The organism is Micromonospora sp. NPDC049048, assembly GCF_043197615.1.
Lineage (GTDB): Bacteria > Actinomycetota > Actinomycetes > Mycobacteriales > Micromonosporaceae > Micromonospora.
The window spans coordinates 1-14,221 of record NZ_JBICTM010000010.1; the positions used below are offsets into that span (position 1 = coordinate 1).

Sequence of the window (14,221 nt, forward strand, 5' to 3'; positions counted from 1 at the left end):
CACCCGGTTCGACAAACTCGCCGTGCGCTACGAAGCCACCATCCACCTCGCGGCCATCAACGAGTGGCTGTGACCGACTTCGACACAGGCCCTAGCCGGCCGTCAGAGCACCTGGGATAGGAAACGGCGCAGCCGGGGGTGCTCCGCCCGCTCGAAGATCGCGGCCGGCTCGCCGGCCTCCAGCACCACGCCACGGTCCATGAACGCCACGGTGTCGGCGACCTCGCGGGCGAAGCCCATCTCGTGGGTCACCACCACCATCGTCATGCCGCCGGCGGACAACTCGGCCATCAGCCCCAGCACGCCCTTGACCAGCTCCGGGTCCAGGGCGGAGGTCGCCTCGTCGAAGAGCATCACCTGCGGGCGCAGCGCCAGCGCGCGGGCGATCGCGACCCGCTGCTGTTGCCCGCCGGACAGGTGCGCCGGGCGGGCGTCCGCCCTGGCCGCCAGCCCCACCAGCGCCAGGTGCTCGCGGGCGACGGCCACCGCCTCGTCCTCACCGAGCTTGCGGGTGCGGCGCAGCGCGAGGGTGACGTTGCGCAGCACACTCATGTGCGGAAAGAGGTTGAACTGCTGGAAGACCATGCCCACCCGCTGCCGCAGGGCGTCCGGGTCGTCGCCCCGCACGCTGCGTCCGTCGAGCAGCACGTCGCCACGGTCGGGCTCGATGAGCCGGTTGATCGTGCGCAGCAGGGTGGACTTGCCCGACCCGGACGGGCCGATCACACAGGCCGTCCCCCCACGTGCCACGTCCAGATCCACCCCGCGCAGCACCCGGTGCGACCCGAAGGCCAGGTGCACGTCGCGGACGCTCAGGCTCACCGAGGTCGTGGTGTCGATGCTCATCGCTGGTTCCCTCCCGCCGCGCCCGGCAGCGCCAGGTCGAGGTCGTCGTCGGCGTCACCGGGGGTGGCCTGCCGGCCGTGGCGCAGCCGCCGGTCGATCCAGTTGACGGCGTGCGTCAGCGGCACCGTCAGCGTCAGATAGAACAGCCCGGCCAGCAGCAGCGCCGACTGGTTGCCGGTGTTCGCCGCGTAGTCCTGCCCGATGCGGAACAGCTCCCGCTGGCTGGCCAGCAGGCCGAGGAAGTAGACCAGGCTGGAGTCCTTGATCAACGCGATCAGCTGGTTCACCCAGGCCGGCAGCACACGGCGGATGCCCTGCGGCACGATCACCAGGCGCATCGCCTCACCCCAGGACAGGCCCAACGCCCGGGCCCCCTCCAGCTGCGCGGCCTCCACGGACTGGATGCCGGAGCGGAAGATCTCGCCGATGTAGGCCGCCGCGATCAGCGACAGCGCGAGGATGCCCAGCGGATACGGGTTGGGTCCCCACACCTGCATCCCCAGCGGCGCCAGGCCGACGCCGATGAGCAGGATCGTCGCCGCGGCGGGCAGGCCACGGAACACGTCGGTGTAGACCCGCGCCGGCCACCGCAACCATCGCGTACGCGAGATGCCCGCGACGGCCAGCGCCATACCCAGCACCGAGCCGAGCAGGGCGGCGGAGAACGCCAGGATCAGCGTGTTGGGCAGCCCGACCGTCACCATCTCGGGCAGCGCCTCGCGCATGGAGTCCCAGTCGAAGAAGGTCTCCCACAGGGTGCTCAACGGATCCATCGTCGCTCCTACCGCCCCGCTCGCTCGTCGTCACTACGTCTCAGGAGGTGGCCGACGCCGACGGCACCGGCACCGTGCCGCTGCCCGGCGTGAAGTCGGCCGGGATCGGGCGGCCCGGGTAGTACTGGGCCTGCAGGCGGCTCCACGTGCCGTCCGCGATCACCTCGTCGAGGCCCTTGTCGAGCGCCTCGCGCAGCTTGTCGTTGCCCTTGGCGACCGCGTACGCCGTGGGGGCCGGGCTGAGCAGCTTGGCCGCGACCTCGATCTTTCCGCCGCTGTCGGCGGCCGACTTGTCGCCGATCTCGGCCGGGGCGATCCAGGCGTCGGCCGTACCGGCCTTGAGCTGGTTGATCGCCCCGTTGTAGTCGGGCACCCGGACCGGGTCGAGCCCCTCGCCGGTGGCGTAGTCGTCCTGGACGGTGCCCTGCACGACCACGACCCGCTTGCCCGCGAGCTGGTCGAAGCCGGTGATCGACGAGCCGGCCGGCACGTCGAGTCCGAAGTGGCCGAAGTCGTAGCCGTTGCCGAAGTCGACGGTCTTCTTGCGCGCCTCGGTGATCGTGATCGAGGAGCTGCCGACGTCGAACTTGCGGTTGTTGACCTGGGAGAGCAGGGCGGAGAAGTCGGTGCCGACGAACTCCACCTTCAGGCCGACCTTCTCGGCGACCGCGACGAGCAGGTCGTTGTCGAAGCCGGTGAACTTGCCGTCCTTCAGATAGACGTTCGGCGGGGCGTCGGTGAGCGTGCCGGCACGCAGCACGCCCGGCTGGAGCAGGCCGTACGGGTTGTCGGCCGCGCCGGCAGCGTCGTCACCGCAGGCGGTCAGCGTGGTGGCGGCGAGGACGGCGGCCACGCCGAGGGCGGCGGCCCGGGTGAGGGACGAGAGGATTCGCACAGGTGTCTCCGATGAGGTGTCTGCGGCGACGGGCACACGGGCGCGTGTCGCCGACGGTGCGCCCGATGGGCGTACCGCTGGGATGGTTCCGGGAAGAAGGGGGTGGCGCGCCTAGCGCGCGTCGCCGGGGCGACACGAGGTGGCGCAGACCCGCATCGTGTCGATGTGCCGGCGTCGGGTCAGCGCCGGCGACGTCGGGGGCACGGCGGGAACCACCGGTGGGGGGAAGATGCGGAACGACATGGCTCTCCTCGGTCGGTGCCGACCTGGGAACCAGGCCGCGCTTGCACCGGATCCGCTCCGGTGCCTGGTCCTCACCCGGGGCACCCCTGCGCGGAACGAGGGTTGCCGGCCAGCGAGCCGGGGCTTGACGCTGGCGCTCATGACCTGCCGACGAGGCTAGCAGCCCACCGTGCCGCCCCGTCCAGTCGCTATGACCACCCTCACGTGCCCACCCTCCGCGGTCACTCCTCGATCGCCCCGCCGACGCGCCGCAGGTGCCGGCGGAAGGTGTAGGTCGGGTCGGCGGCCCGGCGGGCGAGATAGTCGGCGAAGTGCGTCTGCTCGCGCAGCGTCTCCCCGGCGCGGATCCGTTGCGCCTGGATCCGCTCGACGTCCCGGATGCGCTCCGCCGCCGCGCAGAGCTCCGTGGCCCGCGCGGCGGGCAGGAACAGCACCCCGTCGTCGTCGGCGATGACGAGATCGTCGGCGGTCACCAGGTGCGGCCCGCACCGGGCGCTGGCGAGCGTCTCCGGCTCCCTCGGGTCGAGCCGGACCGGGCCGAGGGGGAGGCTGCCGTAGCTGAACACGGGCAGGCCGATCTCCACCAGCTCCGGGGTGTCCCGGTGCAGGCCCCACACCACGAGGCCGGCCATTCCGGCCGCGACGCCCTCCAGCACCGCCAGGTCGCCGACGCACGCCTCGTCGCTGCGGCCGCCGTTGTCGATCACCAGCACGTCGCCCGGGGCGGCGCTCGCGTACGCCTCCAGGAACACGTCCACGCTGCCGTGGTGGCGTACGGGCAGCACCCGGCCCACGAGGCGGTGACCGGGAACGACCGCCCGGATCCCGGCCGGCGCGGCGCGCAGGGGCACCCCGAGGCGTACGCAGGCGTCGGCGATCAGCGGCGTGGACAGGTCGGCGAAGCGTTCCCGCATGACGTCCTCCCGGCGGTGCGGCGAGTCGTGGGCAGTCATCGTAGGGAGGCGGGTCGGCGGGGTGGCCAGGGCCAATCGGGTGCGGCTGGCCCCCGCGGTGACGGCGTCCGGGTCTAGACTGTCCACCGTGATCCCGCCGTATGCCGTCGCCGCCGTGCACGGCCTCTGGGTCACCCCGGACCTCCCGCTCTACGGCGACGGCCACGATCGCTCCGACTACGTTCCCTGACCGGCTCGGCACCCCCCTCTCCGCCCTCCGGTCCATCTCCGCCACGCCTCGGGAGCGTTCAGTCATGCCCAGACCCGATCACGACCAACTCGTACCGCCCGCCGACCACCCGCCCGCCGACCCCACCGACACCTCCGCCCTCGCGGTGCTGCGGGTGCCGCAGACCGCCCGGGTCCTGGCGGCCAGCCTGCTCGGCCGGATCCCGCTCGGCGCGGCCCCGCTGGCCCTGCTCGTCTTCGCCCGGGAGACGATGACCCTGACCGTGGCGGGCCTGCTGGTCGGCGCGTTCACCGCCGGCACCGCCGTGGGCCAGCCGATGCTCGCCCGGATGGCGCAGCGCTGGCGCCAGCCGCCGGTGCTGTGGCTGTCCGTGACGGCGTCGACGATCGGCTTCGCCCTCACCGCCGCGCACGTGAACCTGCCGGTCACCGTGTTCGCCGCCGCCCTGGCCGGGGCGGGCGCGCCGCCGTTCGAGTCGTGCCTGCGGGTGCTCTGGCGCGACCTGCTCCCCGCGCACCGGGTGCAGACCGCGTACACCCTGGACATCGCCGTCCAGGAGCTGATCTTCATCCTCGGCCCGGTGGTCACGCTCGCCGCCGTGGGCCTGGTCGGCCCGGCCGGCGGTCTGGCCGCCGCCGCGCTCTTCCAGGCGGCCGGCACCGCGTGGTTCGCCACGACCGACGTGGTGCGCCGCTGGCGGGGCGAGCCGGCGGTACGCCACTGGGCCGGGCCGCTGCGCGCCGGCCGGCTCCGACTGGTCCTCGGGGCGCTGCTGCTGGTCGGCGCGGCGGTGGGAAGCGTGACCGTCGCCGCGACCGGATACGCCGAGGCGGCCGGGGCGCGCTCCTGGGCGGGCTGGCTGCTCGCCGCGCAGGCCACCGGGGCGCTGGTCGGCGGCCTGCTCTACGTACGCTTCGGCGGGCTGCGCCGGTACGCCACCCTGCCGCGCGTGGTCGGCGTCTTCGCCGCCGGCTACCTGCCGTTGCTGTTCACCCCGGCGCCGGCCGCGATGCTGGTGCTGATGGCGGTCAGCGGGCTCGCGTTGCCGGCGCTGCTGACCATCGCCTTCGTCGCGATCGACGACGTGGCGCCCACCGGCACGGTGGCCGAGGCGTTCGCCTGGGCGGCGACGGCGTTCTCGGTGGGTAGCGCGGGCGGGGCGGCGGTGACCGGCCTGGTGCTGGACGCGGCGGGGGAGGTGACCGTCGGCTTCCTGGTCGCCCCGCTGAGCGCCGTCGCGGCGTGCGGGATCGCGCTGCTAAGTGCCCGCGCCTCTGACCGGGGCGGCGCCGGCACGTAGCCCTCGGCGGTGGGCCGCCCGGCCTGCCGCCCCCGCCCGGCCCACGGCCTGCCCCGTCTGTCACGCGTTGATCGCCGGTTACGGGACTACTTTCCGCCGGGGCGGGAAAGGGCCGGCCCGGGGAGCCGCATGGAGTCGGGGGTGCCGTGGAAGCCGTCGTGATCGGCCTGGTGATCGTCATCGTGTTCGTGGCGTTCGTCGGCGCGCTGAGCGTCCGGCTGGTGCAGCAGTACCAGCGCGGCATCGTCTTCCGGTTCGGCCGGGTGCTGACGCCGGTCCGGGAGCCCGGTCTGCGGCTGATCGTTCCGGTCGCCGACCGGATGGCCAGGGTCAGCATGCAGACGACCGTGATCGGCGTGCCCCCGCAGGGGGCGATCACCCGGGACAACGTCACCCTCACCGTCGACGCGGTGGTCTACTACCGGGTCGTCGACCCGGTGAAGGCGCTGGTCAACGTCCGTGACTACCCCTCGGCCGTGCTTCAGGTGGCGCAGACCGCGTTGCGTTCGGTGATCGGCAAGGCCGACCTGGACACCCTGCTGGGTGACCGGGAACGGATCAACGCCGAGCTGAAGGCCGTCATCGACGCGCCGACCGAGAAGCCGTGGGGACTGCTGATCGAGCGGGTCGAGGTCAAGGACGTCGCGCTGCCCGAGGGGATGAAACGCTCGATGTCCCGCCAGGCCGAGGCGGAACGCGAACGCCGCGCCCGGGTGATCGCCGCCGACGGCGAGTACCAGGCGTCCCGCCGGCTCGCCGACGCGTCCCGGGCGATGGCGGGCACCCCGGGGGCGTACCAGCTACGGCTGTTGCAGACCGTGGTGGACGTGGCGGCGGAGAAGAACAGCACCCTGGTGATGCCGTTCCCGGTGGAACTGCTGCGCTTCTTCGACAAGTTCACCCGCGGCACCGAGCCGCCGGCGGCCGAGCACCCGAAAGCCGAGCACCCACCGGCCGGGCGTACGCAACCCGCCGTGCCCGCTTCCGGCGACGGGCACCGCCGCCCGCCGGACTGACCTCGGCGGCGTGGCCGACGCACACCCCGGCTTGCCCGTGGATGGTACGAGTGGCGTGTGTCCGTAACCGACCATGCGCCCGTTCGCCGGGGCGACCCCGGACGTCCGGGGGCCCGAAGCAACCGTTGCGCTGATTGCCGCACCGGCCCCCGTGACGACAATGGCCACCGGAGGCGGCTTCACCGTCCCAGCGACGGGGAGGTGGACGCGTGACCGGCTGGCAGGTCTCCGGATACCGCCCCGTGCGGCAGCTCGGCCGCGGCGCGTCCGGCCGGGTGGACCTCGCCGTGCACGAGGCGACCGGCACCCCGGTCGCGATCAAGTACCTGACCGGCGGCATCGGCGACGACCCGGAGTTCCGCACCGCGTTCCGCGCCGAGGCCCGGCTGCTGGCCGGGATCGACGACCCGCACGTCTCCCGCCTCTACGAGTACGTCGAGTCTCCCGACGGCGCGGCGATCGTCATGGAGTTGGTCAACGGCGTGTCGCTGCGGCAGATGCTGCGCGCGCACGGGGCGACGACGCCGGAGTCGGCGCTCTGCGTCCTCAAGGGATCGCTGGCCGGGCTCGGCGCGGCGCACGCCCGGGGCGTCGTGCACCGCGACTACAAGCCGGAGAACGTGCTGGTCACCGCCGAGGGCACCAGCAAGCTGGCCGATTTCGGCATCGCCATGCCGGTGGGCGAGAGCTCCGGGGTCAGCGTCACCGGCACTCCCCGCTACATGGCACCCGAACAGTGGACGGGCGCCCCGGCGAGCCCGGCCTGCGACATCTACGCGGCCACCGCCACCTTCTACGAGTGCCTCACCGGCCGACCCCCGTTCGACGGTCGGGACCTGTTCACCCTGCGCCAGCAGCACGCCAGCGCGCCGATCCCCACCGACCCGGCCCCCGAGCCGATGCACGACCTGCTGCGCCACGGCATGGCCAAACAACCGGCCGAGCGGCCACAACCCGCCCAGGTCTTCCTCGAGGTGCTGGAACGGGTGGCGGACGAAGCGTACGGGCAGCGGTGGGAGGAGCGTGGCCTGCGCGAGCTGGCCCGGCGGGCGGCCCTGCTCGCCGCGCTCCTGCCGTTCCCGGACGGCACCGGCGGGGCCACCAGCCTGGCCAGCACCGCCCTCGACGAGGGCACCGGCCGGTGGACGTGGCTGCGCGCCGGCAAGGCCCGCGCGGCGCTGGTCGGCGGAGGGCTGGCCACTGTGCTGATCATCGGCGGGGCCGGGCTGAGCTACGCCAGCCGCGAGGAGCCGTTGCCCGCCGCCGGTCCCGCCGCACCGGAGGCGACGACGGCCCCGACCGGCGAACCGTCCCCGTCGGCCGCCGCGTCGCCGTCCCCGACGCCCACGGCGACGTCCGTTCCGACCCCCACCGTCGCGCCGACCGCGACGACGGCGGCACCGGCTCCCACCGGCACCGGCACGCCGCCGCCGACGTCGGCGCCCGCCGAGCCGACCCCGTCGGTCAGCACCAGCCCGCCGCCACCGGCGGACACCGTCGCCCCATCCGTCGGCAAGGTCTGGGCCAGCCCGACCGAGCTGGAACCCAGGGGCTGTCCGTACGGGCCCACGTCCAGCACCGTCTCCGCCGAGGTGTCCGACGACCGGACGGAGGCCGGGAAGCTACGGGTACGCCTCCGGTACACCCTGGACGGCCGTACCGCCGAGGTGCCCATGAAGGCCGGCGAGCGCGGGGTGTTCCAGGGCGTCCTGGGCGACCTGCCCACACCGGCGGACGCCACCCGGATCCCGGTCCGGGTCGTCGCCGTCGACGAGGCCGGCAACACCTCGCCCGAGAGCTCACCGGTGTACCTGTCGTTGCGTTACTACTGCACGCCAGGCTGAGGCCGGACACCAATGCCGACCACGACGACGGAAGGCGGGCCGCCGTGACCCAGCCGAACGACCCGACCGAGGCGCTGCCCGCCCACCGGCAGCCGGACGACGGCATGGCGACCGCCCGCCTCGACGTCCACCGACCGCAGCCGCCGGCAGCGCCGACCGCGCACCTGCCCTCGCAGGACGCGACGGTCAATCTGGCCGCCGGAGATTCGACGGCGCGCCTGGCGTCGGGCGAGGTGACGGCGCGCCTGGCGGCCGAAGGGCAGACGGCGCACCTGCCTTCGCGTGACGCGACGGTGTATCTGGCCGCCGGGGATCCGACGGCGCGCCTGGCGTCGGGTGACGCGACGGTGTACCTGGCGGCCGGGGAGCCGACGGCACACCTGCCCGCACGCGACGCGACCGTGTACCTGGCCGCCGGGGAACCGGCGGCGCCCCTGACCCACAACGAGGCGACCGTGCACCTCGCCCGCAGCGAGGCGCCCGTCGGTCCCGCCCAGGGTGAGCCGACGATGCCCCAGCGTGCCCTGGACGGGCGGACCGAGACGCAGCGCGCCCTGGACGGGCGGACCGGGCCGTGGCCGGCGCAGCCCGCTGCGCAGGACCAGACGATCGCGGCGGGGGCCGTGGGAGCTGTGCCCGAGGCCGGGACGGGGCGTACCACCGGACCCGGTCCGGGGACGCTCTTCGGCGGGCCCACCGGGGCCGTCGCCCCGCCCGGCGGGGAGGTGCGCTTCGGGCCGGGCGTGCCGACGACCCCGCCACCGGCACCCGCGTGGCCGGCGCCGCCACCGCCGCGGCGGCGGCCCGTGTGGCGGACGGTGACCTCGGTGCTGTCCACTCTGCTGACCGTCGCCCTGCTCGCCGCCGTCGGCCTCTATCTCTGGCAGCGGATCAGCCCGCTGGAGGTGACCGGAGTGACGGTGGCGGTTCCGCAACCGGCCGGCGACCGGTGCGACGTCACCGTGGACGTGGTCGCCACCGTGTCGACCAACGGCCGGGCCGGGGAGATCCGCTACCAGTGGCTGCGTACCGGCAGCGCGCCCGGCAGCCTGCTGACCGAGCGGGTCGGGCGCGGCCAGCACACCGTCCAGTTGACGCTGCGCTGGGCCTTCAGCGGCGTGGGCACCACGAACGAGACGGCCACCGTCAACATCACCTCCCCGGCTGTGGTACAGGCCCAGGCCGCGGTGTCCTACGACTGCCGGCGCCGCTGACGCGGGGTTTCCCCGATCGTGGGCGGGGGTAGGTCGGCCCGGACGAACCCGGATGCCGTGTGGAGGAATTCCGATGAGAGACAACTTCGGCGACGCGGTGGGGGACGCCCTCCGGTCGGTGATGCTGTTCCTGCCCAAGGCCGTCGCCTTCGTGGCGATCCTGGTGGCCGGCTGGCTGATCGCCAAGGCTGTGCTGAAGATCGTGGACAAGGTGCTGGAGCGGGTGGGTTTCGACCGTGCCGTGGAGCGCGGTGGGATCCGTCGGGCCCTGGCCCGCTCCCGGTACGACGCCAGTGACATCGTCGCCAAGCTCGCCTACTACGGGGTGCTGCTGGTGACCCTCCAGCTGGCCTTCGGCATCTGGGGACCGAACCCGATCTCCGATCTGATCGCCGGTGTGATCGCCTGGCTGCCCCGCGCCTTCGTCGCGATCGTCATCGTCGTGGTCGCCGCGGCCATCGCCAACGCGGTGAAGGACATCATCAGTGGCGCCCTGGGCGGACTGTCGTACGGCCGGCTCCTGGCCACCATCGCCTCGGTGTTCATCCTCGGCCTCGGCGTCATCGCCGCGCTGAACCAGATCGGTGTGGCCACCGCCGTCACCACTCCCGTGCTGATCGCCGTCCTGGCCACGGCCGGTGGCATCCTCGTCGTCGGGGTGGGCGGCGGGCTGGTCCGGCCCATGCAGAGCCGCTGGGAGTCGTGGCTGAGCCGGGCCGAGCACGAGTCGCGGCTGATCGCCACGCACGCCCGTGCCTACCAGGCCGGCCGTCGCGACAGCGAGGCACACCTCGCCGCGGCGGCCACGACCGGCGACCCGGACGCCACGCAGGTGGTCTCCGGCCCGCGTGCCGTGGCCGACCCGGAGGCCACGCAGGTGGTTTCCGGCCCCCGCGTCGACGCCGACCCGACCGTGCCCGTGCCGCGGCAGAGCGACCCGGACGCCACGCAGGTCACCTCGCCCGCAGCGGCCCGGCCGGCCGGCGAGGACAGCGAGGCCACGATGGTCATCCCGCCGCTCGACGGCGAGCGCCGCCGCTGACCTCGCACGACGCCGGGGTGGGATCCGCAGCGGACCCCACCCCGGCGCGTGTCCGGTAAAGGGGCGTGACCCGCCATGCCCGCGCGACTACCATCGCCGGCATGACGTGGCGATGTTGATGCACTGCTAGGGGCCACTGTCGTGGGCCGCCGCGGTCGCCGTACGTCCGGCGTCCGCTTCGTCCCCTCAGGAAGGTCCCATGACTGTCCACCCTCCGCGCGTGTCCGTCGCGCGCGCCCGCCGGCTGGCGGCCACCCTCTACGGGTACGCGTTCCTCAGCGAACTCGTCCTGCTCTATCCGCTGTACGCGCTGCTGTTCAGCGACACCGGCCTGTCGCTCTGGCAGATCTCGTCGCTGTTCGTGATCTGGTCGGCCGCCAGCATCCTGCTGGAGGTGCCCTCCGGCGCGCTCGCCGACGCGTTCTCCCGGCGGCTGCTGCTGATCCTCGCGCCGCTGGTCACCGCCGCCGGCTTCGCTCTCTGGGTGCTCGTGCCCTCGTACCCGGCCTTCGCCGTCGGGTTCGTGCTCTGGGGCGCCGGCGGGGCGCTCGCCTCGGGCGCGCTGGAGGCGCTGGTCTTCAGCGAACTCGACCGGCTCGGCGCCGCCGGCCGCTACGCCCGCGTCATCGGGCGGGCGAAGACCGTCGGGACGCTGGGCGTACTCGCCTCGATCCTGCTGGCGGGGCCGGTGTTCGCCCTCGGCGGCTACCCGGCCGCCGGCGCGGCCAGCGTGCTCGCCTGCCTGCTCGCCGCCGCCGTGGCCATCCGCCTCCCGGAACACCGCGACACCGGGCCCGTCGACGCCGCGATCGAGCCGGCCGACGCCACCAGGTCCGCTGCCGGGCCCGCCACCGGACCTGCCCACGGCGGACCCGAGCGGAGCGGCCGGGACGACGGGACGGGTGCCGACGACGGGGAACTCGGCTGGTGGGCGAGCCTGCGCGCCGGCCTCGCCGAGGTCCACGCCGACCGGACAGTACGCGCGGCGGTGCTGCTGGTCGCGGTCGTCGCGGCGGTCTGGGGCGCCCTGGACGAGTACACCCCGCTGCTGGCCCGCGACACCGGCGTCGGCGCGGCGACCGTGCCGCTGCTGCTCCTGCTCACCTGGCTCGGAGTGGCCGTGGGCGGCCTGCTGGCCCCGGCGGGGGAGCGGCTGACCGTCCGGGTCTACGCCGGTCTGCTGGCGCTGTCGGCCGTGGCCCTGGCCGCCGGGGCGCTGCTGGCCCGGCCGGTGGGCTTCGCGCTGGTCGCGGTGGCGTTCTGCGGCTTCCAACTCGCCACCGTGCTCGCCGACGCGCGGTTGCAGGCGCGAATCACCGGGGGCAGCCGCGCCACGGTCACCTCGTTGGCGGGGATGGCCACCGACCTGACGGTCATCGCGGTCTACGGCGGGTACGGCCTGCTCGCCACCGGGGCCGGCAACGGGGTCGCGTTCGCGGTGGCCGCCGTGCCGTACCTGATCGTCGCGCTGCTCCTGGCGACCCGCGCCCACCGCCCGCTCCGAGCCGGACGTAGCGCGCCGTCATAGCGCGGAACGGCGGGGCGGAGGTCGGGGCTCGTCAGGCGCCGGCGGTCTCGTCGGCCTGCCGCCAGATCGAGCTCATCTCGTCGAAGGCCTGCTCCATGAGCTGCACCATGGCCTGCCGGGCGCGCTCGCCGTCGCGGCGCTGGATGGCCTGGGCCACCTCGGCGTGCAGCTGGAGGGCCTGCTCGTGCGGGTGGTGCGGCATCAGGTGGTGCTGGTGCCGGCCGGTGAGCACCTCGGCGATCAGGTCCTGGAGCCGGACGAACATCTCGTTGCCGGAGGCCACCAGGATCCGGCGGTGGAACTCGATGTCGAGCTGGAGGAAGCGTTCCTCGTCGCCGGCCTTGCCGGCGGCCCACATCTTCGCCGCGAGCCCGACCAGGTCGCTCGCCTCGTCGTGGCCGACCCGGCCGGCGGCCAGCCAGGCGGCGTGCGGTTCGACGGCGGTACGCAGCTCGGTGATCGAGCGGAGCTGGACGATGCGGCCGGCCGAGGCCAGCCGCCAGCGGATCACCTGCGGATCGAAGACGTTCCAGTCCTCCGACGGTCGGATCATGACCCCGACGCGGCGGCGGGTCTCGATGAACCCGATCGAGGCGAGCACGCGCAGCACCTCGCGCACGACCGAGCGGGACACGGCGTAGCGGTCCACCAGGTCGTCGATGTTGAGGACCGACCCGGGTGCGAGCTCGCCGTCGCAGATGGCCGTGCCGAGGCGGTCGAGGACGCGTGCGTGCAGGCCGGCCTCGGCAGGGGCGAGCTGCGCGGCCACGACCCCCGGGGAGGACGATTTCACGTGACGGAGCATATCAGTCAGGTCTACCCCTTGTATAAATCTGCTTTTTCGGCCTAGCATCCCGGTGTTAAGCGGATGTAAAACGCGAGGTGGCGGCCCACCCGACGGGGCGGCGGCCACGGCCACGGCTTAAGGAGAGATGGACGTGAGACGTCGATCAGTTATCGGGACTTCCCTGGCGATGGTCGTCGCCCTCGGCCTGTCCGCCTGCGGTGGCGGCGGGGACGACGCCGGCGGCTCGGACACCGTCCGGGTGACGCTGGTCAACCACGTCTGGACGGAGAACATCAAGAAGGCGCTGCCGGAGTTCGAGAAGCAGTCGGGCCTGAAGGTGGAGGTCACCCAGCTCGGTGAGGACCAGCTCTCCGACCAGTACAACGTCAAGCTGAACGCCGGGTCCAGGGACCTGGACGTGATGATGTACCGGCCGCTGCAGGAGGGGAAGCTGTTCGCCAAGAACAAGTACCTCGCCGACCTGACCGAGAAGAGCAAGTCGGACAGCGCGTTCGAGGTCGGTGACTTCCAGTCCGGACCGGTGCAGGCCACCACGTACGAGGACAAGCTGGTCGGCGTGCCGATCATCACCGAGCAGGAGGTCCTCTACTACCGCAAGGACCTGCTGGAGAAGTCCGGCTTCACCGCCCCGCCGAAGACCCTCGACGAGCTCAAGGCGCAGGCGGCGAAGGTCGAGGCGGACAACCCGGGCGTGGCGGGCTTCGTGTCCCGCACGGGCAAGGCCGCCGCGGTCACCCAGTTCTCCAGCTTCCTCTACAGCTTCGGCGGCGACTTCGTCGACGCCAACGGCAAGGCCTCGGTCAACACCGAGCAGGCCAAGCAGGCGTACGCCTACTACGGCGGGCTGCTGCGTGAGCACGGCCCGGAGAACATCAGCACCGACATGAGCTGGTCCGAGGCGATGGCGATCTTCACCCAGGGCAAGGCGGCCTTCTACACCGAGGCCAACTCGCTCTACAAGAACGCCACCGACCCGGCCAAGTCGAAGGTCTCCGACACCGTCGGCTTCGCGGCCTTCCCGGCCGGCCCGGCCGGCTCGAAGCCGTACAACATCCCGTCCTGGGCGCTGGGCGTCAACGAGGCGTCCAAGAACCAGGACAACGCCTGGAAGTTCATCCAGTGGGCGGCCGGCAAGGAGCAGGCGCTGGAGCAGCAGAAGGCGGGCGTGCCCAGCGCCCGTACCTCGGTCTGGGAGAACCCCGAGGGCGCGGCGACCTACCCGAAGGACCTCGCCGAGGCCACCACGGTCAGCACCGCCAACGGCGTGGGCCACGACCGTCCGCTCGTGGTGAAGGTCGCCCAGGCGCGGGAGATCGTCGGCCAGCCGATCGTGGACGCGATCACCGGCAAGGACGCGGCCGCCTCGGCGGACGCGGCGAACGAGGCGTTCCAGAAGTTCCTCGACGACGAGGCGAAGTAGCCCGAACCGTGGGGTGGGGGGGGGCGGGCGGCGCCCCCCCCCCCCCCCCCGGGCCGGGGGGCCCCCCCCCCCCCGGGGGCCGAATGGTCCCCGGACCACAACCCGCCCACAATAACCCCGGGGGGCCCCCCCCGCCCCCCCCCCCCCCG

General features: G+C 73.4%; 13 protein-coding genes and 1 riboswitch. Of the genes, 7 read left to right on the plus strand and 6 right to left on the minus strand.

The window, feature by feature from the left end; translation table 11 throughout:
- Window positions 1-102: 102 nt before the first annotated feature.
- The 5 genes from ACGFIG_RS26735 to ACGFIG_RS26755 form a co-directional block, all read right to left on the minus strand.
- Window positions 103-846 carry an amino acid ABC transporter ATP-binding protein gene (locus ACGFIG_RS26735; RefSeq protein ID WP_393007429.1) on the minus strand — a complete coding sequence of 248 codons (744 nt, stop codon included), beginning with the start codon at window positions 844-846 and terminating at the stop codon, window positions 103-105.
- A complete protein-coding gene (locus ACGFIG_RS26740) occupies window positions 843-1,619 on the minus strand; it encodes an amino acid ABC transporter permease (RefSeq protein ID WP_393007431.1) in 777 nt (258 codons plus the stop codon). Before ACGFIG_RS26740 ends, ACGFIG_RS26735 begins: the two co-directional genes overlap by 4 nt.
- Window positions 1,620-1,659: 40 nt before the next feature.
- Complete coding sequence (locus tag ACGFIG_RS26745) at window positions 1,660-2,514, minus strand: ABC transporter substrate-binding protein (protein ID WP_393007433.1); 855 nt, start codon at window positions 2,512-2,514, stop codon at window positions 1,660-1,662.
- Window positions 2,515-2,625: 111 nt separating this feature from the next.
- Window positions 2,626-2,757 (minus strand): hypothetical protein, encoded by a 132-nt coding sequence (locus ACGFIG_RS26750; protein WP_393007435.1) that lies wholly within the window; start codon window positions 2,755-2,757, stop codon window positions 2,626-2,628.
- A 32-nt stretch (window positions 2,758-2,789) separates the two neighbouring features.
- Window positions 2,790-2,902: riboswitch (SAM riboswitch) on the minus strand.
- Window positions 2,903-2,978: 76 nt separating this feature from the next.
- Window positions 2,979-3,710: an RraA family protein gene (locus ACGFIG_RS26755; RefSeq protein ID WP_393007437.1), complete on the minus strand. Its 732-nt coding sequence runs from the start codon at window positions 3,708-3,710 to the stop codon at window positions 2,979-2,981.
- Window positions 3,711-3,964: 254 nt separating this feature from the next.
- Here ACGFIG_RS26755 and ACGFIG_RS26760 point away from each other — a divergent pair, with 254 nt between their 5' ends.
- The 6 genes from ACGFIG_RS26760 (at window position 3,965) to ACGFIG_RS26785 (ending at window position 11,844) form a co-directional block, all read left to right on the plus strand.
- The gene (locus ACGFIG_RS26760; RefSeq protein ID WP_393007439.1) at window positions 3,965-5,200 is read left to right on the plus strand and encodes an MFS transporter; all 1,236 of its coding nucleotides are present in this window, start codon (window positions 3,965-3,967) and stop codon (window positions 5,198-5,200) included.
- 146 nt (window positions 5,201-5,346) lie between these two features.
- On the plus strand, window positions 5,347-6,216 hold the full coding sequence (locus ACGFIG_RS26765; protein WP_393007441.1) for an SPFH domain-containing protein: 870 nt from the start codon (window positions 5,347-5,349) through the stop codon (window positions 6,214-6,216).
- Window positions 6,217-6,425: 209 nt separating this feature from the next.
- Window positions 6,426-8,060 (plus strand): serine/threonine-protein kinase, encoded by a 1,635-nt coding sequence (locus ACGFIG_RS26770; protein ID WP_393007443.1) that lies wholly within the window; start codon window positions 6,426-6,428, stop codon window positions 8,058-8,060.
- 44 nt (window positions 8,061-8,104) lie between these two features.
- Complete coding sequence (locus tag ACGFIG_RS26775; RefSeq protein ID WP_393007445.1) at window positions 8,105-9,274, plus strand: hypothetical protein; 1,170 nt, start codon at window positions 8,105-8,107, stop codon at window positions 9,272-9,274.
- Between the two features lie 73 nt (window positions 9,275-9,347).
- Window positions 9,348-10,316 (plus strand): hypothetical protein, encoded by a 969-nt coding sequence (locus ACGFIG_RS26780; RefSeq protein WP_393007447.1) that lies wholly within the window; start codon window positions 9,348-9,350, stop codon window positions 10,314-10,316.
- A gap of 199 nt (window positions 10,317-10,515) precedes the next feature.
- On the plus strand, window positions 10,516-11,844 hold the full coding sequence (locus ACGFIG_RS26785; RefSeq protein WP_393007449.1) for an MFS transporter: 1,329 nt from the start codon (window positions 10,516-10,518) through the stop codon (window positions 11,842-11,844).
- Between the two features lie 31 nt (window positions 11,845-11,875).
- On the opposite strand, the gene ACGFIG_RS26790 is transcribed toward ACGFIG_RS26785, so the two are convergent.
- Complete coding sequence (locus tag ACGFIG_RS26790; protein ID WP_393007451.1) at window positions 11,876-12,637, minus strand: FadR/GntR family transcriptional regulator; 762 nt, start codon at window positions 12,635-12,637, stop codon at window positions 11,876-11,878.
- 145 nt (window positions 12,638-12,782) lie between these two features.
- On the opposite strand from ACGFIG_RS26790, the gene ACGFIG_RS26795 reads away from it, so the two are divergent.
- The gene (locus ACGFIG_RS26795) at window positions 12,783-14,072 is read left to right on the plus strand and encodes an ABC transporter substrate-binding protein (protein WP_393007453.1); all 1,290 of its coding nucleotides are present in this window, start codon (window positions 12,783-12,785) and stop codon (window positions 14,070-14,072) included.
- Window positions 14,073-14,221: the final 149 nt, after the last annotated feature.

Coding starts and splice junctions, on each gene's coding strand:
- ACGFIG_RS26735 (WP_393007429.1), bottom strand. CDS start 846: ATGAGCATCGACACCACGACCTCGGTGAGCCTGAGCGTCCGCGACGTG.
- ACGFIG_RS26740 (WP_393007431.1), bottom strand. CDS start 1,619: ATGGATCCGTTGAGCACCCTGTGGGAGACCTTCTTCGACTGGGACTCC.
- ACGFIG_RS26750 (WP_393007435.1), bottom strand. CDS start 2,757: ATGTCGTTCCGCATCTTCCCCCCACCGGTGGTTCCCGCCGTGCCCCCG.
- ACGFIG_RS26755 (WP_393007437.1), bottom strand. CDS start 3,710: ATGACTGCCCACGACTCGCCGCACCGCCGGGAGGACGTCATGCGGGAA.
- ACGFIG_RS26760 (WP_393007439.1), top strand. CDS start 3,965: ATGCCCAGACCCGATCACGACCAACTCGTACCGCCCGCCGACCACCCG.
- ACGFIG_RS26780 (WP_393007447.1), top strand. CDS start 9,348: ATGAGAGACAACTTCGGCGACGCGGTGGGGGACGCCCTCCGGTCGGTG.
- ACGFIG_RS26785 (WP_393007449.1), top strand. CDS start 10,516: ATGACTGTCCACCCTCCGCGCGTGTCCGTCGCGCGCGCCCGCCGGCTG.